Annotated in this window: 22 protein-coding genes; 14 read left to right on the top strand and 8 right to left on the bottom strand. The window is 41.7% G+C overall.

Going from position 1 to position 20,631, the window contains the following annotated elements:
• The first annotated feature begins 8 nt into the window (after positions 1-8).
• From waaA to AB4484_RS09505, 3 genes are read left to right on the top strand one after another with little or no spacing between them, the layout of a single operon-like run.
• Positions 9-1,328, top strand: a complete 1,320-nt coding sequence (gene waaA / locus AB4484_RS09515) for a lipid IV(A) 3-deoxy-D-manno-octulosonic acid transferase (protein WP_372077784.1) — start codon at positions 9-11, stop codon at positions 1,326-1,328.
• Positions 1,325-2,065 (top strand): glycosyltransferase family 25 protein, encoded by a 741-nt coding sequence (locus AB4484_RS09510; protein ID WP_372077782.1) that lies wholly within the window; start codon positions 1,325-1,327, stop codon positions 2,063-2,065. Before waaA ends, AB4484_RS09510 begins: the two co-directional genes overlap by 4 nt.
• 3 nt (positions 2,066-2,068) lie before the next feature.
• Entirely contained in the window at positions 2,069-2,962 is an 894-nt protein-coding gene (locus AB4484_RS09505) for a hypothetical protein (protein WP_372077780.1), read from the top strand.
• 1 nt (position 2,963) lies between these two features.
• Here the strand turns inward: AB4484_RS09505 and AB4484_RS09500 are convergent, their stop codons facing one another.
• The gene (locus AB4484_RS09500) at positions 2,964-3,686 is read right to left on the bottom strand and encodes a 3-deoxy-D-manno-octulosonic acid kinase (protein WP_372077778.1); all 723 of its coding nucleotides are present in this window, start codon (positions 3,684-3,686) and stop codon (positions 2,964-2,966) included.
• Positions 3,687-3,757: 71 nt separating this feature from the next.
• Between AB4484_RS09500 and AB4484_RS09495 the strand changes: the two genes are divergently transcribed.
• The 6 genes from AB4484_RS09495 (at position 3,758) to AB4484_RS09470 (ending at position 8,920) form a co-directional block, all read left to right on the top strand.
• Positions 3,758-4,858: a glycosyltransferase family 9 protein gene (locus AB4484_RS09495; protein WP_372077776.1), complete on the top strand. Its 1,101-nt coding sequence runs from the start codon at positions 3,758-3,760 to the stop codon at positions 4,856-4,858.
• A complete protein-coding gene (locus AB4484_RS09490; RefSeq protein WP_372077774.1) occupies positions 4,851-5,915 on the top strand; it encodes a glycosyltransferase family 9 protein in 1,065 nt (354 codons plus the stop codon). The genes AB4484_RS09495 and AB4484_RS09490 overlap by 8 nt, the downstream gene beginning before the upstream one ends.
• Before the next feature lie 9 nt (positions 5,916-5,924).
• Positions 5,925-6,413, top strand: coding sequence for a pantetheine-phosphate adenylyltransferase (gene coaD / locus AB4484_RS09485; protein WP_122046770.1), 489 nt, complete (start codon positions 5,925-5,927; stop codon positions 6,411-6,413).
• Positions 6,414-6,431: 18 nt separating this feature from the next.
• Positions 6,432-7,388 carry a glycosyltransferase gene (locus tag AB4484_RS09480; protein ID WP_372077772.1) on the top strand — a complete coding sequence of 319 codons (957 nt, stop codon included), beginning with the start codon at positions 6,432-6,434 and terminating at the stop codon, positions 7,386-7,388.
• A complete protein-coding gene (locus tag AB4484_RS09475) occupies positions 7,378-8,265 on the top strand; it encodes a lipopolysaccharide biosynthesis protein (RefSeq protein WP_372077770.1) in 888 nt (295 codons plus the stop codon). Before AB4484_RS09480 ends, AB4484_RS09475 begins: the two co-directional genes overlap by 11 nt.
• A gap of 406 nt (positions 8,266-8,671) precedes the next feature.
• Positions 8,672-8,920, top strand: a complete 249-nt coding sequence (locus AB4484_RS09470) for a hypothetical protein (RefSeq protein ID WP_372077768.1) — start codon at positions 8,672-8,674, stop codon at positions 8,918-8,920.
• Positions 8,921-8,975: 55 nt separating this feature from the next.
• Here the strand turns inward: AB4484_RS09470 and lpxM are convergent, their stop codons facing one another.
• Positions 8,976-9,929 carry a lauroyl-Kdo(2)-lipid IV(A) myristoyltransferase gene (gene lpxM, locus AB4484_RS09465; RefSeq protein ID WP_372077766.1) on the bottom strand — a complete coding sequence of 318 codons (954 nt, stop codon included), beginning with the start codon at positions 9,927-9,929 and terminating at the stop codon, positions 8,976-8,978.
• 75 nt (positions 9,930-10,004) lie between these two features.
• On the bottom strand, positions 10,005-10,946 hold the full coding sequence (gene rfaD, locus AB4484_RS09460) for an ADP-glyceromanno-heptose 6-epimerase (protein ID WP_372077764.1): 942 nt from the start codon (positions 10,944-10,946) through the stop codon (positions 10,005-10,007).
• A gap of 150 nt (positions 10,947-11,096) precedes the next feature.
• Between rfaD and AB4484_RS09455 the strand changes: the two genes are divergently transcribed.
• Positions 11,097-12,260: a nucleotide sugar dehydrogenase gene (locus tag AB4484_RS09455; protein ID WP_372077762.1), complete on the top strand. Its 1,164-nt coding sequence runs from the start codon at positions 11,097-11,099 to the stop codon at positions 12,258-12,260.
• Positions 12,261-12,384: 124 nt separating this feature from the next.
• A complete protein-coding gene (locus AB4484_RS09450; RefSeq protein WP_017061441.1) occupies positions 12,385-13,023 on the top strand; it encodes a TetR/AcrR family transcriptional regulator in 639 nt (212 codons plus the stop codon).
• Between the two features lie 147 nt (positions 13,024-13,170).
• Here AB4484_RS09450 and AB4484_RS09445 read toward each other — a convergent pair whose 3' ends face one another.
• The 5 genes from AB4484_RS09445 to AB4484_RS09425 all read right to left on the bottom strand — a co-directional run bounded on the left by AB4484_RS09445 (position 13,171) and on the right by AB4484_RS09425 (position 17,835).
• Entirely contained in the window at positions 13,171-14,322 is a 1,152-nt protein-coding gene (locus tag AB4484_RS09445) for a murein hydrolase activator EnvC (RefSeq protein WP_372077805.1), read from the bottom strand.
• 116 nt (positions 14,323-14,438) lie between these two features.
• On the bottom strand, positions 14,439-15,260 hold the full coding sequence (gene cysE, locus AB4484_RS09440; RefSeq protein WP_009847961.1) for a serine O-acetyltransferase: 822 nt from the start codon (positions 15,258-15,260) through the stop codon (positions 14,439-14,441).
• 297 nt (positions 15,261-15,557) lie between these two features.
• Positions 15,558-16,613: an NAD(P)H-dependent glycerol-3-phosphate dehydrogenase gene (gene gpsA, locus AB4484_RS09435; protein WP_372077760.1), complete on the bottom strand. Its 1,056-nt coding sequence runs from the start codon at positions 16,611-16,613 to the stop codon at positions 15,558-15,560.
• Between the two features lie 196 nt (positions 16,614-16,809).
• Positions 16,810-17,277 (bottom strand): protein-export chaperone SecB, encoded by a 468-nt coding sequence (gene secB, locus AB4484_RS09430; protein ID WP_009847959.1) that lies wholly within the window; start codon positions 17,275-17,277, stop codon positions 16,810-16,812.
• 123 nt (positions 17,278-17,400) lie between these two features.
• Positions 17,401-17,835: a rhodanese-like domain-containing protein gene (locus AB4484_RS09425; RefSeq protein WP_016786319.1), complete on the bottom strand. Its 435-nt coding sequence runs from the start codon at positions 17,833-17,835 to the stop codon at positions 17,401-17,403.
• Between the two features lie 281 nt (positions 17,836-18,116).
• Between AB4484_RS09425 and rfbB the strand changes: the two genes are divergently transcribed.
• Genes rfbB through rfbC form a run of 3 tightly spaced genes read left to right on the top strand, consistent with a single transcriptional unit; the run spans position 18,117 to position 20,624 of the window.
• A complete protein-coding gene (gene rfbB / locus AB4484_RS09420) occupies positions 18,117-19,214 on the top strand; it encodes a dTDP-glucose 4,6-dehydratase (RefSeq protein WP_372077758.1) in 1,098 nt (365 codons plus the stop codon).
• Positions 19,214-20,092, top strand: a complete 879-nt coding sequence (rfbA, locus tag AB4484_RS09415) for a glucose-1-phosphate thymidylyltransferase RfbA (protein ID WP_372077756.1) — start codon at positions 19,214-19,216, stop codon at positions 20,090-20,092. Before rfbB ends, rfbA begins: the two co-directional genes overlap by 1 nt.
• The gene (gene rfbC / locus AB4484_RS09410; RefSeq protein WP_372077754.1) at positions 20,079-20,624 is read left to right on the top strand and encodes a dTDP-4-dehydrorhamnose 3,5-epimerase; all 546 of its coding nucleotides are present in this window, start codon (positions 20,079-20,081) and stop codon (positions 20,622-20,624) included. The genes rfbA and rfbC overlap by 14 nt, the downstream gene beginning before the upstream one ends.
• Positions 20,625-20,631: the final 7 nt, after the last annotated feature.

Raw genomic sequence — 20,631 nt, 5'->3', positions numbered from 1 at the left:
GTCGTTATATGAGCATCGTCGTTCGTTGGGCCTATACTGCGCTACTTTTCCTTGTTAGCCCTATTCTGCTTTGGGGCTTATATCGCTCCAAAGCAAACAAGCCGCCTTTTGGTCATCGCTGGAAAGAGCATTTCGGATTTACACCGCCTATTAATAATCGACAATCGGGTGTGATTTGGATTCATGCCGTTTCAGTAGGGGAAGTGCTGGCGAGTAAGAAGTTAGTTGAACAACTGGTGATACAAAACCCAGATAAAAGAATACTGATCACTACAACAACGAGTACAGGCGCTGAGCAGGTAGAAAAAATGAGCGGTTCGATTAGCCACCGTTATATGCCTATTGATTTTAGTGGGTGTGTTCAACGTTTTATCAACAGCATTCAGCCAGATAACATGCTCATTATTGAAACGGAATTATGGCCAAACACCATTAACACCGTTGCTAAAAATGATATTCCGGTGATATTAGTCAATGGACGATTATCCGAAAAATCAGCCAGTAATTATCAAAAAATGAGTTCGTTAATTTATCCGACAATTTCTAAGTTAAGTTTAATATTGACGGTACACTCTGATGATAAATCTCGATTTGAGTTACTAGGTGCGCCGAGCGAAAAAGTCATTGTCACAGGCTCAATTAAGTACGATGTGTCGATTGATAGTAATGTAATCGCACAAGGTGAACATCTTAAAAGTATTTTTGGACAGGACAGGCAGGTTGTCGCCGCCGCGAGCACTCACGCTGGTGAAGATGAACAAATTTTTAGAGCTTACCAACAAGCCAAAATCCAACTGCCAGAATTGCTGTTAGTGATAGTGCCTCGTCATCCTGAACGGTTTGACTCAGTTGCTGAATTGGCCAAAAACCAAGGTTTACTGTTAGTGCGTCGAACCGAAGTTGTTGACGACGTACCGCTTGATGTCGATGTCTACCTAGGAGATACAATGGGAGAGCTTATGGTTATGCTTTCTGCAAGCGATCTTGTATTTATGGGAGGAAGCCTACTTGGAAAGAAAGTAGGAGGGCATAACTTCATCGAACCAGCGCTGCTTCAAAAATATTGCTTAACAGGGCCGAGCTATTTCAATTTTTCAGACCTGGCGAATCAATTGATCGACTCGAGCGCACTGTCTGTTGTAGCCGATGAGAATGAGCTTGCTTTACAAATGGTCAGTGCATTATCCAAGCCTAAAGAGTTAATTGAAAAAGGGCGAATAGGCTATGGTATAGTTCAACAGAATCAAGGTGCGTTACAACAAACACTCCAATTGATACATCATTCAGCCACCAATAATCAGTCAACCAATATTGAGACACCACCATGATCAAAACTTTTGTTATTCATGTAAGCAAAGGCTACGAAGAACGTAGAAAACATATAGATAAGCACCTGCCAGAAGTGGGCATCACTGATTACGAATATATGTTAGCTGGTGATATCGATGATCTATCTGATGACGTTAGAAATGGTTTTTTTGACGATTCTCTGAGGCTCCCTGAGAAGTCTTGCTTTTATAAGCACTACTTAGTGATGAAAAAAGTCGTAGAAGAACAAATTCCACAAGTATTAGTGTTAGAAGATGATGCTTTTTTAAATAGCAATTTTATTGAGCAACTAGAAGCTTTCCAAAGCGAGCTTGCTGGTGAAGAAAAGTATCTTGTAAATATTGAAGAGGCGTCGAGCTTAGTACCTGCATCAGTAAGAGTACCAAATCAACATCTGTACTTGTGTAAAACGAACAAGCTTACTGGTGGTTTGCTTTATGACCTTAGTTTTGCTCGCGCAATGGTAGAGCATATGGAAAACAATATAACCGACGCACCTATTGATGGTTATATTGGTAATGAACGAACGACATTAGAGTACAATATTTTTTGGACACACCCACCTTTGGTTCGTCAGGGTAGTAAAACCGGTGCATTTGATAGTGAGTTGAGTGGTAGAACCTCAGGGCTTTATGCGACGGTTAGAAGTTGGTTTAAAGAGGGATACCGAACTCATGTTCGAAGCCATGTCAGCAGCAAGCACAAAGCACTTTTTAAAAATATTACGAAGTACTAAATTATGAAATCAGAATTGGCTAGAAAACACTTAACATTTGTCATTTATGGCAATGATAGAACTTACTATCAAGGCGCAAGATTTTGCATTTTGTCTTTTTTAGCCAATTGGGTTGAGGAAAATGGAACTCGGCCTGAAATCTCTGTTCTAGCGGAAGAGCCTGAGCACTTCGCTAATATGCCAATTAAAGTGTTTCCGATATCGCCTGATCAAAAGGCTGAATGGAGTCTAGACAATACTTATCATTTTAGAATCAAGAACCGCGGCTTAAAATATCTTTGTGATAATTTAGAGTTGAGCCCTGAAGATAAACTGCTTTTTCTAGATACAGATACGTACTTTAACGTGCCAACAAATGTCTATTTCGACTCTATATCGGATAAAAACGCGTTACTGTTTTGCTCAGAAGTGAACATCAATACTTTGCCAAGCACCAATGAATACGCACATATCAGAGATAGAGATATAAAGCTTATGGATGGCAGTATCTACCGCACCAATCCAGACTCAGTTATGTGGGCATCGGCAGTCATCGGTATCACCGGGAAACACACATCAGCTTTTGATTATGCCGATGTGTTGATTCAAGCGTTACGTCAAGAAGGGTGTGAGGCACACACTCTAGAACAGTTTGCGTTATCTGAAGCTCTCTCTACACAGGTGAATATTGAACCAGCGAAAGCTTGGCTCAATCATTATTCAACGAGTGGACGAAAAGACTGGGCGAGAACGGTGTTGGAACAGTTCTTTGAAGAACATGGAGATAAACCATTTGAAGAGCAAATACGCTTAGCTAAAGAAGTGTCCTTCAAGCGCCCTCTTGCTGAAGTGATTCGAGGGCATATCTATAAAAAGAAAAAGAAACTTCGTAAGTTATTTGGTTTGAAAGAAGAATAAATCATAGGCTCTCAAGGGTACTCATTTTGTACCCTTGTTCAATTTGTGAAAAATCAAAGTGCTGAGCATCAATCTTTCCTAACCGAACTTCTTTTTCGAATGAGCGCTCGAGTCGCTTTAGATTACTCACTTTCCAGTTGCTGCCTGTCTGCGTTAAGCATTTATCAAAATCGATAATCCAAACCTTACCTGCTTTATCTACGAGAATGTTATGGATATTAAGGTCGGTATGATTGACCCCGGCATCGTGCATTTTTCGAATCTGATGGCCAATATCGTTTAAATGGGTATCGGATAGTTTTTTGTTCGATAGTATTTTTACTAAATCTTCGGCGTCGGAAATCTTTTCAATTAAGATATCGGCTTTGTAAAACAACCCTTCTCGCGATACCTTTGCAGCAACTGGGCTTGGGACATTAACGTTATGTTTAGCTAGAAGATCAAGTAACATTAACTCTTGGTATGCTCGTGAGTTCTCTAATCCAGTAAATAAATAGCTGTCTCTAACTAGCTTTCCAAACAAGCCGCCGCGATGATAATGTCGAAGAGCAAAATCGCTTTTTTCTCCCTTAACAAACCATGTTGTTCCTCTACCTTGAGCGTGCCCCAGTATTGCTTGATTTGCCTTCCAATAATCCACAGAAAAAGCCAATTCAACGTCTTCGGTGAGTAACTTAGGGTTATACCAGTACGTTGTTTTATGGATTTGCTTTGTTGTAAACATGAATCACTGTCTCGTATTGGGGAGTTTATGGCATACTTGGTAGAACAGTATATCAAACGCCGAACAGATTAATGAACGATTCATGTAGTTACCAAAAAATATTAGTTGTTGCCACTCATTGCATTGGTGATAGTTTGTTGATCTCTGCTTTTACCCATAGTCTGAGAAAAGCGTTTCCGACTGCCACAATAGATGTGTTAGTTAATGCTAGAGGGGAGATGGTTTTTGGTACCAATCCAGACGTTGACTCTTTAGTTGAAATTCCGCCAAGAGCATCAGTTAAGGACTATTACCGGATTTTAAAAGCGCATGGTCGATATGATTTAGTCGTCAATGAAATGCTTAATGATAGAACCGCTATCTATAGTTTTATCTTTGGCAAGAAAAGACTTGGTGCAATTGATGAATCGCTTTCTGGCGCCTGGGTTAAAAAGTTAATTTATACTCATTACATTAAAGAACAGCATCGCTTTGAGCATAAAATGAGTCGCGTTGCTCGTATGCTGGATACCATAGATGTTAATTGTATTGCACGGCTTGTATCTCCTGAAGAGTTATTACCTTCAGAGGTTCAAAAGAGATTGCCATTAAACTACATTGTTGTGCATGCACCATCCTCCAACGAAATTAAGCAGTGGCCAGTTTCGTATTGGGTTGAAGTTATCAATCGTTTGATCTCTGCAGGCTATAACATTGTCTTATCTGGCGCTAAATTAGAACGCGATGAGACCATTGTTGAACAAATCATGAGCCAAGTCCCTGAGTCGAACCAATTGGTCAGTGTTTTAGGGGAATTATCCTTAGCTCAAACCTCTGTATTAATAAAACACAGTGATGGTTTTGTTGGACCTGATAGTGGGCCGGGTCACCTCGCATCCGGTTACTCTATCCCAATTGTATCTATTATTAGCGTAGCGCCAGCAAGCATGTGGTCACCTTGGCCATATGCAGAGCCAATTGATGTAACGAACAATTTATACAGCAATGGTGTTAGCTCCCAAAGAGTCGCTAATATTCGACTTGTGCAATCTGAACGTGATTGCGTCCCTTGTTACAAAAACAAATGTCAGATTAGCGATGATGTTTATTCGCCATGCCTTCAAGATATCAAGCCAGATAACGTTGTTTCTGCTGTCCTAGAAATGATGCCATTGGAATCACTCAATGAATAACGCTCTTTCTGCTCCCAAATCTATTTGTATTCTGCGCTTATCTGCCATTGGTGACGTTTGTCATGCCCTTTCTGTGGTGCAACTTATTCAAGCTACCTATCCAGAATGTCAGATCACGTGGGTGATGGGAAAAATCGAAGCTCAATTGCTTGGAGATATACCTGGAATTCAAGTTGTCGTGTTTGATAAAAAACGCGGCCTAAAAGGTATGAAAGAAGTATGGAGAGCCCTGCGTCCAACTCGATTTGATTATTTACTGCATATGCAAGTTGCATTAAGAGCCAGCCTGTTAACGATCGGAGTAAAGGCAAAAGTAAAACTTGGTTTTAGTTGGACACGTGCCAAAGAGGGGCAGTGGCTCTTTACCAATCGCAAGCTGCCAAAAACGGACGCATCTCATGTGTTGGATAATTTCTCTGAATTTGCCTACTTTTTGGGATGTCCCAAACAGGTGCCGACATGGGATCTTGCTTTGTCTGATGAAGATCAAAGACTATCGATGGAGCTTGCGCATGAGCCGTATATTGTTATTAGCCCTGCCGCGAGTAAAGATGAGAGAAACTGGTTAGTTGAGCGCTATGCCGCTGTCGCCGATTATGCTTATCAGTTAGGCTTTAAGGTGGTTTTTTGTGGTGCTCCAACGGATAGAGAGCGCCATTTAACCGACAATATATCCCAGCACATGACATCACCTTGTATTAACTTAGTTGGCTTAACCTCGTTAAAGCAGCTTACCGCAGTTATTGGTCAATCCAGTGTTGTGATCGCTCCTGATTCAGGGCCAGCACATATTGCGACGACTCAAGGTGTCCCCGTGATTGGTTTGTATGCGCACAGTAACCCAATGCGCACAGGGCCTTACCATAGTTTAGACAATGTGATTTCTGTTTATGAGCAGGTTGCTAAAGAGCAACACGGCAAAGCGGTTAGCGATCTTCAGTGGGGAACCCGAGTAAAAGGAAAAGATCTTATGGCCCTTATTTCTACGGAAGCGGTGATTGAGCAGCTAGACCGTGTATTAGGCCGATTGAAAAACAAGAAAACATCCAGTGAATAAAGGAATGTCATGAAAATAGCAATATACCCAGGTACTTTTGATCCAGTGACTAACGGGCATTATGACTTAATTAAACGTGCCGCATGTATGTTTGAAAAACTTGTTATTGGTGTCGCAGAGAGCCCAAGTAAAGCCACCTTATTTAGCTTAGATGAGCGTGTGGCCTTATTGCGAGAAACTTGCCATGAATTACCTAATGTTTCCGTTGAAGGTTTTAGCGGTTTGCTGGTTGATTTTGCGACCGAGCAAAACGCCTCAATTTTGGTGCGTGGCTTAAGAACAACAATGGACTTTGAGTATGAATTTGGTTTGACGACAATGTATCGTCGATTAAAACCAGAACTAGAGAGCCTGTTTTTGACACCTTCAGAAGAGTTTGCTTTTTTATCATCAACATTGGTTCGTGAAGTCGCTATTCATGGTGGAGAAATAGAGCAATTTGTTCCAGAGTGTGTTCATCAAGCTGTTGTCGCTAAAGTAAAAGCTTTTAAAAATTAAGTGATTATGAATATTTTAATGTATACAAGAGCCACGTTACCTGTGGTTAATTATGGTGGAACGGAACGAGTCATTTGGGACTTAGTTTATGCTTTGCATCTTGCCGGTCACCGAGTGACGCTGCTTGCTGGCAAAGGAACAAAGTGTGCTTGGGCGAGAGTCATAGAATATCAACCGAATGTACCACTGCAAAGTCAGCTTCCAAATGATATTGATGTTGTGCATTTCCACTCTGATCTTGAGCCTATCTCTTATCCATACATTTTAACGCAGCATGGTAATTCAGACGGCCCTATTGACCCTAATACCGTCTTTGTTTCATCTCAGCATGCAAAAAATCATGGTGCACAAGCTTATGTTTACAATGGCTTGAATTGGGACAACTACCAAAAGCCTAACTTTAACTTGAAACGTGAACGTTTCCATTTTCTTGGGAAAGCGGCGTGGCGAGTTAAAAATGTTCAAGGTGCCATTGATATTACCAAGAAAGCTGGTCAGCAGCTTGATGTCTTGGGCGGCCATCGATTGAACCTAAAAATGGGTTTTAGGTTAACGCTAGATCGTCATGTTCGTTTTTTAGGGATGGTGGACGATACAACGAAATCTCAGATCATGACTCAGTCAAAAGGTCTGATATTCCCCGTGACTTGGCATGAACCGTTTGGCTTGGCGATTACAGAGAGTTTGTATTTTGGTTGTCCAGTGTTTGGTACACCCTATGGCTCACTGCCGGAGTTAGTTTCTAGTGAGGTAGGTCTTTTATCGAGCTGTGAACAAGAGCTCGTAGAAGGGATCTTAAATTCTGACACCTATGATTCAGCTCGTTGTAATGAATACGCGAGAGATCAATTCAATGCCAATGTCATGGCTGCAGCGTATGTTAGTTATTATGAGAAGGTAGTTGAAGGTAATAAAGCCAATAGTGCATTAGGAAGTATTGTCGAGTCTTTTAAAAGGTTGCCTTATGAACGATAAATTGAAACTGAAACTGGTTTTTGTAGGCTACAAGCAACAGTATGAAAAACTAGAAATTGACGTGCTATCATCTGATTATGAAAAGCATCATATTTTTTTAAGTAAGTGGTTAGTGAAATTAATTTCCTTTTTATTTTTCTACAGTAAAAAACACTACCATGGGGCCTATGGAGCGATCATAAGACGAAAAATAAAGGCGCTAAATGGCTTTGATGTCATATTCACTACCGACTCTTTGAGAGACATTAAGTCGATATCAAAGATTGATGGGAGAAAGGTGATTGTTTTTAGAAACGTCACAGATGGAAGCCTGAACCATCACTTAAAAGATTTCGAAACGTACACTTTTGATGAAGGTGACTCAGAAAAGTATAGCTTTAAGCATATTTACGTACCTCTGCCTCAACTTAAAATCATCGATGAGATAGCAAAATCCTCTGATTACGATGTTTCTTTTGTGGGGATGGATAAAGGGAGGAAAGAAAAGGTTCAAAAAATAAAAGATGCATTGGTTGAATTTAAGTGCAACTTTATTGTTTTTGATAAGAAACCTTCTTATTCCTATGTTGAATACCTAACCGTGATGCTCAATACCAGATGTGTACTAGAAATGGTTCTTGATGGACAGGTGTCTGATACTATGAGGGTGAAGGAAGCGCTATACGCTAGAAAAAAAGTAATTACGAATAATGCAAGTCTTTATAATCACCCTTTATACTCCAAAGCTAACTTTCTTATCTTTGATTCTTTAAGTGAACTTGCTAGTAATATTGAAAGCTTTATTTCTAGCGACTTTGACGAATCAGTTTTGATTAAGCTTGAAGATTACACTGTTGATGGTTTTTATCAAAAGCTACTATCTGGTAATGGAGAATAGACTCATTATGAAAAAATCATACGTAAGATAAAGAAGCTAATATTCATTTGTGATCAAAAAAACATAGAAACTTCCGTCCTCGAAAATCAATCTTTACAGATGCTCAATTTGAAATTCTGTAGCAAGTGATTGTCAATGTTTCATATATTGGTTTCGGCACTTATTTTGATATTTATTGTAATATGAACAATGTCAAAATAGGTCGTTTTTCTCGATTACAATTAGTCCTAAATAATCACCCTATCAATGATTATGTGTCGACTCATCCCTGCTTTCATCGTGCTGAACATCGATTGATGCAAAAACAAGGATTGGATTTAGCAAAGATACTATTTGCTCGCATACTAAGTATGTTGAGGAGCATTACCAAGTTGTTGTTGGATCCGATGTTTGGATTGGTGAATACGTGAAAATATTCCCTGGAGTGACTATTGGGTATGGTGCTGTTATTGCACCCGGCTCTATCGTGACCAAAGATGTTGAAGCATTCAGTATTGTGGGCGGTGTTCCTGCGAAGGAGATTAAGAAGCGCTTTACTGAACAGGAAAGGGAGGCTCTTTTAATTGAACAGTGGTGGAAGTGGCCACTTGATAAAATCAAAGAGCATCAAGGGGCCTTCATTAATATCAAAGATTTCAAGTTATTGATTAGTTAGAAACTTCTAACTAATCAATCTAATCGATATGTGTAGGTTTATACCCATATATAGGTTAATAACCCACATATGGGTCTTGTCCATTTCTACGTGTTTTTAACAACTTTAAAATCCACATGTACTGTTCAGGTCTAGGGTTAACAAAACCTTCAACGACTTCATTCATTGCTCTAGCGTCTTGATGTTCATCGCCAGATAACTCAATGGGTGCTTTGATTTCAATTTCGTATTTACCCGTCTCAATATTATAGCTGGCAAAGGTCGGAACGATCTTCGCTCTGCTTACTTTTGCTAGTTTTCCAAGTCCAGGCAAGGTTGCTTTTTCAGTCGCAAAGAAGTCTGAGAATACACTTTGTTCTGGGCCATGGTCTTGATCTGGCAGGTAATACCCCAAGTAGCCATCTTTGACTGATTTGATAAAAGGCTTAATGCCGCCACTGCGATCATAAACTCGCCCACCATACTGAACTCTTTGCTTGTGCATGAGCCAATCGGTCAGAGGGTTTTTCTGGCTATTTGCCATCGCAGAAACGGGTAAGCCTCTTGAAGCTAAAAGAATAGCCGGAATGTCGATGCACCAAGAGTGAGGCACTAGCAAAATAGCACTTTGATTGTCTTTTTGTAGTTGTTGTAAGTGTTCTAACCCAATGATTTCTGAGTTTTTTTCCAGCCAACGTTTACTGCGTAATGATATGGCAGGAAAACCAAGTAAAAAGGTGCCAGCAGTTGTTAGGCAATTGGTTAGAATAGTTTCACGCTCTTGAACAGACTTTTCTGGAAAACAAAGCGCGAGGTTTATACGTGCCTTTTGTACTGAGCCACGTTGCTTCTTCGCCATTTTTGTCGCCACGAATTTTGCTATGGCCACTCGAATCGAATTTGGCAGCAAAGAAATGGGCAGGCATAGGTATAGCCCGAGCCAAGTTCCCCAGTGTTTTGGTGATAAAAACGCACTGATGAATTTAGGGTTGTATGCTTTAGGATCGTAGTCGTCGCGTTGGGTTGTCACTGTAAACCTTTAACTTGCGATATATATTGAACAAGCTAACAGTATACCGTTAGCTTGTTTTCGGGAGAGTGGAATCTAGCGATTAACTGACTGCATGTATTCGCTGACGCCTTCAGCAACCGATTTAAATTGAACATCGCAACCGGCATTACGCAGCTTAGTTAAATCTGCTTGAGTAAATTCTTGGTAAGCACCTTTCAAATGCTCAGGGAATGGGATGGTTTCAATCTCTCCCTTACCGTGATGTTTAATCACCGCTTTTGCGACCTCTTCAAATGATTCGGCATTACCAGTACCTAGGTTGAAGATGCCGGAAACCCCATTTTTTAAGAACCACAGGTTTACGGCCGCAACATCACCAACATACACAAAATCACGCTTGAAGGTTTCGCTTCCTGCGAATAATTTCGGGTTTTCACCAGCGTTCATTTGATTGTTTAGGTGAAAAGCGACAGAAGCCATGCTGCCTTTGTGCTGTTCACGTGGACCGTAGACATTGAAGTATCGAAACCCAGTGATTTGAGAAAGCGTTTCGTTGTGTGCGGTTGCATCTGCAGTTAAGCGACGCACATAGTTATCAAATTGCTGTTTTGAATAGCCGTAGACGTTCAGCGCGCCTTCGTACTGCGGTTCTTCGACAAAGGTATCAGTTTCACCGTAAGTTGCAGCAGAAGATGCATATAGGAATGGAATTTCACGCTCAACACAGTAATGCAGTAACTCTTTCGAGTATTCGTAGTTGTTTAGCATCATGTATTTGCCATCCCACTCTGTGGTCGCAGAACATGCACCTTCATGGAAAATAGCCTCAATATGACCGAAATCATCACCAGCCATAACTTGAGTTAGAAAGTCATCACGATCCATGTAATCGGTGATATCTAGGTCAACAAGGTTCTTAAATTTTTTGCCATCTTTTAAGTTGTCGACAACTAGAATATCGTTGTGGCCTGCTTCATTGAGCGCCTTAACAATATTGCTGCCAATCATGCCTGCACCACCAGTTACGATAATCATATTTCTTCCTACTTTTTTGAATACAAACTTCCACGAGTATAGCAAGGAACAAACGAACCGAGCTAGCGGAATAATTCTTTAACATAGTATTGTCACTATATTTAACCGTCAGAGTATCTCGAAGGATTTCCCATTAATTAGGAGCTTGTGATGAAACTAGCTGTGGCAGAAGTTGGATATGTTGGTTTATCGAATGCGATATTATTAGCGCAAAAAAACGAAGTGGTCGCAATAGACGTTGCTGACTATAAAGTTGAAATGGTTAATGATACGTTGTCTTCGGTTGTAGGCAATGAGATTGAGTACTTTCTATTAAATAAGACGCTGAATTTCAGGGCGACAACAGATAAAGCGGCTTACAAAGACGCTGAGTTTGTCATCATTGCCACTCCCACCGATTATGATCAAAAAAATAATTATTTTGATACCAGTTCTGTAGAGTCGGTGATTCGTGACGTAATGATGGTTAACCCGAATGCCGTCATGGTGATCAAATCAACGGTACCTGTTGGTTATACTGAGCGTGTTAAGCAAGATTTAAACTGTGAAAACATTATGTTCTCGCCAGAATTTTTACGTGAAGGCAAAGCCCTGTACGACAACCTACACCCATCACGCATTATTGTTGGTGAGTGCTCGGAACGCGCTAAAGTATTTGCTAATCTTCTGGTGGAAGGCGCAGAAAAAGAGAATATCGACGTACTGTTTACTCACTCCACAGGAGCGGAAGCAGTAAAGCTCTTGTCAAATACCTACCTAGCGATGCGTGTTTCTTATTTTAATGAGCTTGATTCTTACGCCGAAGCGCATGGTTTGGATTCTCGTCATATCATCGAAGGTGTTGGCTTAGACCCTCGTATTGGTAATCACTACAATAATCCTTCGTTTGGCTACGGTGGTTACTGCTTACCTAAAGACACCAAGCAGCTATTAGCTAACTATCAAGATGTACCTAACAACATTGTGGGCGCTATCGTTGACGCTAACCGCACTCGTAAGGACTTCATTGCGGATTCCATTATTAAGCACTCGCCTAAAATTGTAGGTATTTATCGTTTGATCATGACGGCCGGTTCAGACAACTTCCGTGCGTCGTCGATTCAAGGGATTATGAAGCGTTTGAAAGCTAAAGGTATTGAAGTGGTCGTGTTCGAACCTGTGTTGGAAGAAGAGCATTTCTTTAACTCGAAGGTTTATTCTGATCTTGAAGAGTTCAAAGCTGTATCGGATGTGATTGTATCCAACAGAATGGTCGATGAACTATCAGACGTTGCAGATAAGGTTTACACGCGAGATCTCTTTGGCAGTGATTGATTACAGCGTGATTGATAGAAGGTTAGTTTTAGCGCTTGCTAATTCGACCAGATGTTAACAGCTCGATCTATCCGTTTAGTGGCGATATACTGAGCCACTAAACGGATAGGGATACTAATTACTAATGAAAACACGTGACAAGATTGTGTACGCTGCACTAGAGCTTTTTAATGAGCACGGCGAGCGTAGTATTACGACCAATCATATTGCTGAACATATTGAGATTAGCCCTGGCAACCTCTACTACCACTTCCGTAACAAACAAGAAATTGTCCGTGATATCTTTACTCTCTATTCGACAGAGTTACTTGAAAGATTCACACCGATTCAAGGACAGCAAGAAAGCCTCACGCTACTAAAGAGCTACTTAGATTCTATCTTCACGCTGATGTGGAAGTACCGATTCTTCTATGCGAACCTACCTGAAATATTGTCACGTGATGAAAAACTCCACCTTGATTACATGGCTGTACAAGAAAAGCTGCAAACTAATCTTGTCGACATTATGAGAGCCTTTGTTGAGTTGAACTTGCTCAAAGCAACGGATACGGAAATGAAGTCAATGGTCACTTCTCTTCACTTGATCGCATCGGGTTGGTTAGCTTATCAATCGGCGATGTCTCCAAAAGCCCAAATTACTGAGCAAGTGGTACATCAAGGAATGTTGCAGATGATCGCGACCGTTAAACCGATTGCAACAGCTCAAGGTTTTGAACAGCTGACACTGTTGGAAGATGGTGTAAGGGCGTTGAACTCTAAGTAGAAAGAGACGAGTAAGCGAGATTCGAGATACGAAGATCGGGAAATAGCAGATTCGAGTAACGGGATACGAGTAAACGAAAAGCAGGGTAGAGCGACGACGAGGCTAGCGTTTTTCATGTCACGTTTTACTCTAACCATGTATCTGCTCTTACCTAACCAACCAACTCTTCGGATTCTGAGCTTGGCTGTTTCTGCGAATTTCAAAGTACAGCGATGGACGTGTTTGGCCGCCAGTGTCACCTGCAAGCGCGATGGCTTCGCCCGCTTTAACCTTGTCACCTTCTTTCTTTAAAAGTGCTTGGTTAAAGCCATAGAGTGTCATATCACCTTTACCATGGTCGAGAAGAACCACTAAACCATAGCCACGCAGATACTCTGCAAACACAACCGTGCCTGAGTAAACCGACTTTACCTGCTGCCCGTATTTGGCATTGATCACCATGCCTTTCCAGTTAACTTGACCCGTTTGGCTAGAACCATAGCTATGCAGAACTTTGTCTTTGATTGGCCAAGGCAGTTTGCCTTTGCGTTTGGCTAACCCATCCATAGGGACAGCATTACGTCTCTCGCGAGCCGCTTTTTCTGCTTTCGCTATTTCAGCTTTGAGGCGAGTTTCATTTCGCTGAAGCTCTGCTAAGTAATTCTTGTCACCCGAGATGTTCTTCTTGATGCTACCAACGGTTTTCTTGCGTTGTGTTTGGGTTTTGGCCAGCGTATCCCGCTTGGTGGTTTGTTGTTTTAGCAGTGTTGCTATCTGTTCTTGCTCAAGTTGACGCTGCTTATGGCTTTCTTCTAATTCAAGTTGCGTCTGTTCAATCGTTTTGATTGTTGCGGAGCGAGCTTTGGCAAGGTGTTGGTAATAGTGGCTGATACGATCTTCTTCGACACCCGTGTTGAGGATGTGAGAAGACGCTTTGGCTCGACTTGTCATGTAGTAAGTCTGAATCAGTTGCTCTAACTTATCGGTATGGACTTTTTTCTGAGCCGTAAGCGCTTTAATCTTGGTGTCTAAGTTAGCAATATTTGCATTAGCCGTATTGAGTTGCTTTTTACTGTCTAGAATCGCTTTTTCAAGCGAAGCGATGGATAGCTCTTGTTTCTTGAGGCTTGCTTGCAGGCTATCGAGCTTTTTCTGTTGTGAGGACAGGTTTTTTTGTTGGCGAGATATTTCACTCGATACGCCTTTCAGTTCCCCCTGAGAGGCGGCAAATGACGATGTAGACAAAATTGCAGCACAAAGGCTGGCAGATATCAGAAGAGTCCGGCTAATGGCTCGAATTTGTTTCATCATTATCGTCATTTTGCTCTTATTCATGATCAACAGCTGCTTTTAAATCTTTTCGCATCTCGGTTACTCGCATCCCGTGACTGCTCTTAGTTTTTCGAATTTTGCTGAATCGAATCCCGAACCTGCACTTAAATCCCATCACCATGGATGAAGTTCTGAGAGCGGCCATTGAACCCTTGATCCATATCTAAAGATGGCTTGTCTGTTTTAGGCTTTCCGACAATTTTTGCAGGAACCCCTGCGACTGTTGTATGAGGTGGTACGGCTTGTAGAACCACAGAGCAAGAACCAATTTTCGCGCCTTCACCCACTTCAATGTTGCCGAGTATTTTAGCGCCGGCACCAATCATGACGCCTTCGCGGATTTTAGGGTGACGATCGCCACCTTCTTTACCCGTACCACCTAAAGTAACGTCTTGAAGGATCGATACATCATTTTCGACGACAGCAGTTTCACCAATCACAATGCCTGTAGCGTGGTCGAGCATGATAGCTTTACCGATACGCGCTGCTGGGTGAATATCCACTTGGCAAGCAACCGAGATTTGGTTCTGTAGGTAAGTGGCAAGCGCAATACGACCTTGCTTCCACAACCAGTTAGCCACTCGGTAACCTTGAAGGGCGTGGTAGCCTTTTAGATAAAGCAGAGGCATCGAGTACATCTCGACAGCAGGATCTCGATTTACCGTCGCGCAGATATCACAAGCGGCAGCATCAATAATCGATTGGTCCTGCTTAAATGCTTGTTCAACCACTTCACGTACTGCCATTGCAGGCATTGAAGCTGTTTTTAGCTTGTTTGCTAGGATGTAGCTCAGAGCTGCGCCTAAACTTTCATGGTTGATGATCGTGGCATGATAAAAACTCGCAAGCATAGGCTCTTGCTCCGACTGCTGTCGAGCTTCCTTCACAATGCATTGCCAAACTTTTTGTTGTTCACAGTGTTTCATTTTACCATCCATTATTTTTAAGGGGCAGGTGCTCGATTCGAAGAGCTATCAGAGCAGATGCGAGTAACCGAGATTCGAGATACGAAGAACGAGATGCAAAGAACAGATTAGAGTAGCGAGATGCGGATAACGAAAAGCAGCCTTCTTTAAGCGCTCATTCTGCTTTTACTCTCTTCGCATCTCGTTTACCCGAATCTCGTATCTGCTTTTATTCTTTTCGAATCTCGATTACCCGTATCTCGTATCCGCTTTTACTATTTTCGTATCTCGTTTACTCGAATCGCGTATCTGCTCTTGTTATCTTTCTGACTTCTTGTCTCGTGCAAGTAAGTCTTGTGCTGCTAAGTGTGCATCTTTCCCTTGATACAACACTTGATAAATTTGTTCAACAATTGGCATCTCAACGCCCATGCGTTCTGATAATAACCAAACTTCTTTGGTGTTGCGATAACCTTCAACTACTTGGCCAATTTCTTCTTGTGCGGTATCCACATCTTTGCCTGCGCCAAGTGCCAAACCAAAGCGGCGGTTGCGTGATTGGTTATCGGTACAGGTTAGCACTAGGTCGCCTAATCCAGCCATACCCATGAAAGTTTCTGGTTGAGCGCCAAGAGCGGCACCTAATCGGCTCATTTCAGCCAAGCCGCGAGTGATTAGTGCGGTACGAGCATTGGCACCAAAGCCAATACCATCCGACATGCCTGCGCCAATTGCGATAACATTCTTCACTGCGCCGCCAAGCTGCATACCAATGAAATCTGAGTTTGCATACACGCGGAATGTTTTACCGCAGTGGATTTTTTCTTGAAGCTCTTCTAGAAAAACTTCATCAGGTGAAGCTACAGAGATAGCCGTTGGCATGCCCATCGCTAACTCTTTGGCGAAGGTCGGCCCGGATAGAACCGCTAGCGAGTAACCATCACCCAGCACATCGTGCGCGACATCTTTAAGCAGGCGTCCAGTTTCTGGCTCTAAGCCTTTGGTCGCCCAACAGATGCGAGAGTCTGAGGCTAAGTAAGGTTTAACGCTGTTAAGCACAACGCCAAATACGTGGCTCGGGACGACAAGCAAAAGGTCTCGGCTTGAAGTCACGGCTTTTTCTAAGTCAGATTCAATGATCAGACTTTCTGGGAATTCTATATTTGGTAGAAACTCGTTGTTCGCACGCTCTGATTCAAGGCGATTCATATGAACAGGATCATGTCCCCAAAGAACAACATTGGCACCGTTACGCGCTAGAGATATCGCTAAAGATGTCCCATAAGAACCTGCGCCAATCACTGTCATCGCAATGTCTTTACCGTAAGCGCTGTCTTTACCGTAAGGGGCTGTCGCGCGAGTTGTTTCTGTCATGCTTCCACCTAAAAATAATGAGGGAAATCGAAGAGTTCTTGAGATGTTTTCTAAATTAAGAAGAAAAAGTTCTCTATCAAAATACAGTGTAAATAAAAAATGCACATCGCAGAAGCTGCGATGTGCATTTAAAAGCTAAGCTTCTTATAACATAAGCTATTTAAGCGTTCGTTAGAGTTAAGTTCTACTGTGAGACTTAAGCCTGTTCGCCTTCAGCTTGTTGAGCTTGGTTTTGTAGGTAGTTCATGAACAAAGCATCAAAGTTTACTGGAGCTAGGTTCAGTTGTGGGAACGTACCTTTAACCACTAGGCTAGAAATCGTTTCACGAGCGTATGGGAACAGGATGTTCGGGCAGAATGCACCTAGGCAATGAGCCAGTTGGCCAGCTTCCATTTCGCTTGCTGAGAAGATGCCGCCTTGTTGAACTTCACAAAGGAATGCCGTGTCTTCTGCGTTCTTAACGGTAACCGTTAGACGTAGGATTACTTCGTAAACGCCTTCGCCAAGTTCACGGCTTTGAGTGTCTAGGTCCAGTTTTACATCTGGGTTCCACTCTTTTTGAAACATGTCTGGAGAATTTGGCGCTTCGAAAGATACGTCTTTTAGGAAGATACGTTGGATTGCGAAGTTTTGTTGTGCGTCTTGTTGTGCTGCTTCAGCCATTTTCTTGTCCTTAAAAATTTATAATTAGGTTTTGTTCGTCATATTCGCCGGACAAAACCTTAAAGTCATATTCGTGTAATTAGGTCAGCTTACTGCTTGTCGTTAACGGTTTATTACCTTTAACTATTTCTTACCTTTAACCAAAGGTAGGTTAGCTTCGCTCCAAGCCACTAAACCACTTTTCAGTACGCTTACGTTTTCGAAACCTGCTTTAACCAGTAGGTTAGCGCTTTCTTGAGCAGTTTGACCTGTCTTGCATACTACGATGATTGGGTCTGCTTTGTGGCTTTCAAGGCTACCAAAGCTATTTGCTTTGATATCTGACGGCAAAATGTGAACTGCGTCCGTAATATGGCCCTTTTTGAACTCATCTTTAGTACGAATATCAACCACAACACCGTTTTCACGGTTAATCATGTGTGTGGTTTGCGCTGCCGTGATCTCTTTGTAGGCTGCGTTTGATGTCTTGATAACGTTCGCAATGATGGCAACAACCAAGCCGATCCATACGATGGCTAAAATCATATTCTCTTGAACAAATGGCACTAACTCTTGCATATCTTGAACTCTTATTCGTTATTGGCGAAAAACTATAGGTCAGGAGTATAGCGAGTTTTGGGGTTTGGTGTACATAGAGTTAGCTTACCCGCGCACATAACTGGATTTTTTTTTGATTATATCCGTTGATACATAGATAATAGAGAAATTTACATTTTAAAATTTGAACGCGTAGTGTGGTTTTCGCTTTGTTACCAAAGGGCGGTAGCATGCCTAATGGATATTACTCGTGCGTGTTATGTTTTTGTTTTTGTTTTTAAAGTTTTATTTTAGGAGTTTTTGTGAAGATATTAGTCACCGGTGGCGCTGGTTTTATCGGCTCATCAGTTATACGTCACATTATAAATAATACATCTGACAGCGTAATAAACGTTGATAAGCTGACTTACGCAGGTAATTTAGAATCTCTTATCGAAGTGGATTCGAGCGAACGTTACGCATTTGAGCAAGTGGATATTTGTAATCGTTCAGAACTTGACCGTGTTTTTGCAGAGCATAAACCGGATGCGGTAATGCACTTAGCCGCTGAGTCGCATGTTGACCGTTCAATCACTGGCCCTGCTGCATTCATTGAAACTAACGTAGTTGGAACATATACGTTATTGGAAGCTACACGCGAGTACTGGAATAAACTTGAAGATCAAGCCAAAGCAGAGTTTCGTTTCCATCATATCTCTACAGATGAAGTTTATGGTGACCTTCCTCACCCTGATGAAGTTCCGGAGGGTACAGAGCTGCCAATGTTCTTGGAGACAACTTCGTATGAGCCATCAAGTCCATACTCGGCGTCAAAAGCTTCGAGTGACCACTTAGTGCGAGCATGGTTACGTACTTACGGTCTGCCTACTATCGTAACCAACTGCTCAAATAACTACGGCCCGTATCATTTCCCTGAAAAATTGATCCCACTGGTTATTCTTAATGCTTTGGAAGGAAAAGACCTTCCTATATATGGTAAAGGAGACCAAATTCGTGATTGGTTGTTCGTTGAGGACCATGCTCGCGCGCTTTACAAAGTAGTAACCGAAGGTAAAGTCGGTGAGACCTACAATATTGGTGGCCACAACGAGAAGAAAAACCTCGAAGTTGTCAATACGATTTGTAATATCCTAGATACGTTGGTACCGAAAGAGTCAGCGTATGCAGAGCAAATTACCTATGTTCAAGACCGTCCTGGTCATGACCGTCGCTACGCCATTGACTCATCTAAAATGCAGCGTGAGCTAGGTTGGACTCCTGAGGAGACGTTTGAAACAGGTCTTCGTAAAACGGTGCAATGGTATCTAGACAATTCAGCATGGTGTCAAAATGTACAAGATGGTAGCTATCAACGTGAGCGTTTGGGTGTAGAAATAATTGAATCAAAAGGAAGTAAATAATGAAAGGTATTGTTCTAGCAGGAGGTTCTGGCACTCGTCTATACCCGTTGACTCGTGGCGTATCAAAACAACTATTGCCTATCTATGATAAACCAATGGTGTTTTACCCAATATCGACATTAATGCTGGCTGGCATTAAAGACATACTTATTATCACCACACCGGAAGACAATGCGGGTTTTCAACGTCTACTGGGTGATGGCTCTGATTTCGGTATTAACCTTGAGTACGCGATTCAGCCAAGTCCTGATGGCTTAGCACAAGCGTTTATCATCGGTGAAGAGTTCATTGGTGATGACAGCGTATGCTTAGTTCTTGGTGACAATATCTTTTATGGGCAGTCATTTTCAAATATACTTAAAAATGCAGCTTCTAGGACATATGGAGCAACTGTTTTTGGCTATCAAGTGAAAGATCCAGAACGCTTTGGGGTTGTTGAGTTTGATGACGAGATGAAAGCTGTATCGATCGAAGAGAAACCAGTGGTCCCCAAATCTAACTATGCTGTAACAGGTTTGTATTTCTATGATAACAGAGTGGTTGAAATGGCAAAACAAGTAAAACCATCTCATCGTGGTGAGCTTGAAATAACGACATTAAATGAAATGTACTTGAACGATGGTTCTTTGAATGTGGAGCTGTTAGGGCGAGGCTTTGCTTGGTTAGATACAGGAACTCATGAAAGTCTTCATGAAGCCTCCTCTTTTGTGCAAACAATTGAGCATGTTCAAGGGTTAAAAGTTGCGTGTTTAGAGGAGATATCTTGGCGTAATGGTTGGCTAAGTCAGCAAGAAATTTCGAACTTAGCAAAACCTATGTTGAAGAATGAGTATGGGCAGTATCTAGAGAGGCTGGTAAACAACGATGAAGGCAAATAAAACTAATCTGAAAGATGTTTTGATCATTGAACCTAAAGTTTTCGAGGACGAGAGAGGCTTTTTTATGGAGAGCTTTAATCATTCAAATTTTGAAAAGTTAATTGGTAGAAGTGTTCAATTTGTCCAAGATAATCATTCTAAATCAGGTAAGGGCGTACTTAGGGGCTTGCATTATCAAATACAGAAACCACAAGGTAAACTTGTCCGAGTTACCCGAGGGAAAGTGCTTGATGTAGTAGTAGATTTACGAAGTAATTCTTCAACGTTTAAACAGTGGCAATCGTTTGAACTAAGTCAAGAGAACAAAAAACAATTGTGGATTCCTGAAGGTTTTGCTCATGGTTTTTTAACATTGACAGATGATGTTGAGTTTTTGTACAAAACTACTGATTATTACTCCCCCCAGAATGAACGCTCTATCGTTTGGAATGACCCCGAACTAAAAATCGATTGGCAACTCGATGAAGAAAGTTTGCTCGTTTCAGATAAAGACAAAAATGGACTGCAACTTAAGTATGCAGAGCATTTCTAAAAATAAG

This window comes from Vibrio sp. 10N.261.46.A3 (assembly GCF_041472995.1).
Classification (GTDB): domain Bacteria; phylum Pseudomonadota; class Gammaproteobacteria; order Enterobacterales; family Vibrionaceae; genus Vibrio; species Vibrio coralliirubri.
This window is presented reverse-complemented; position numbering and strand designations above follow the sequence as displayed.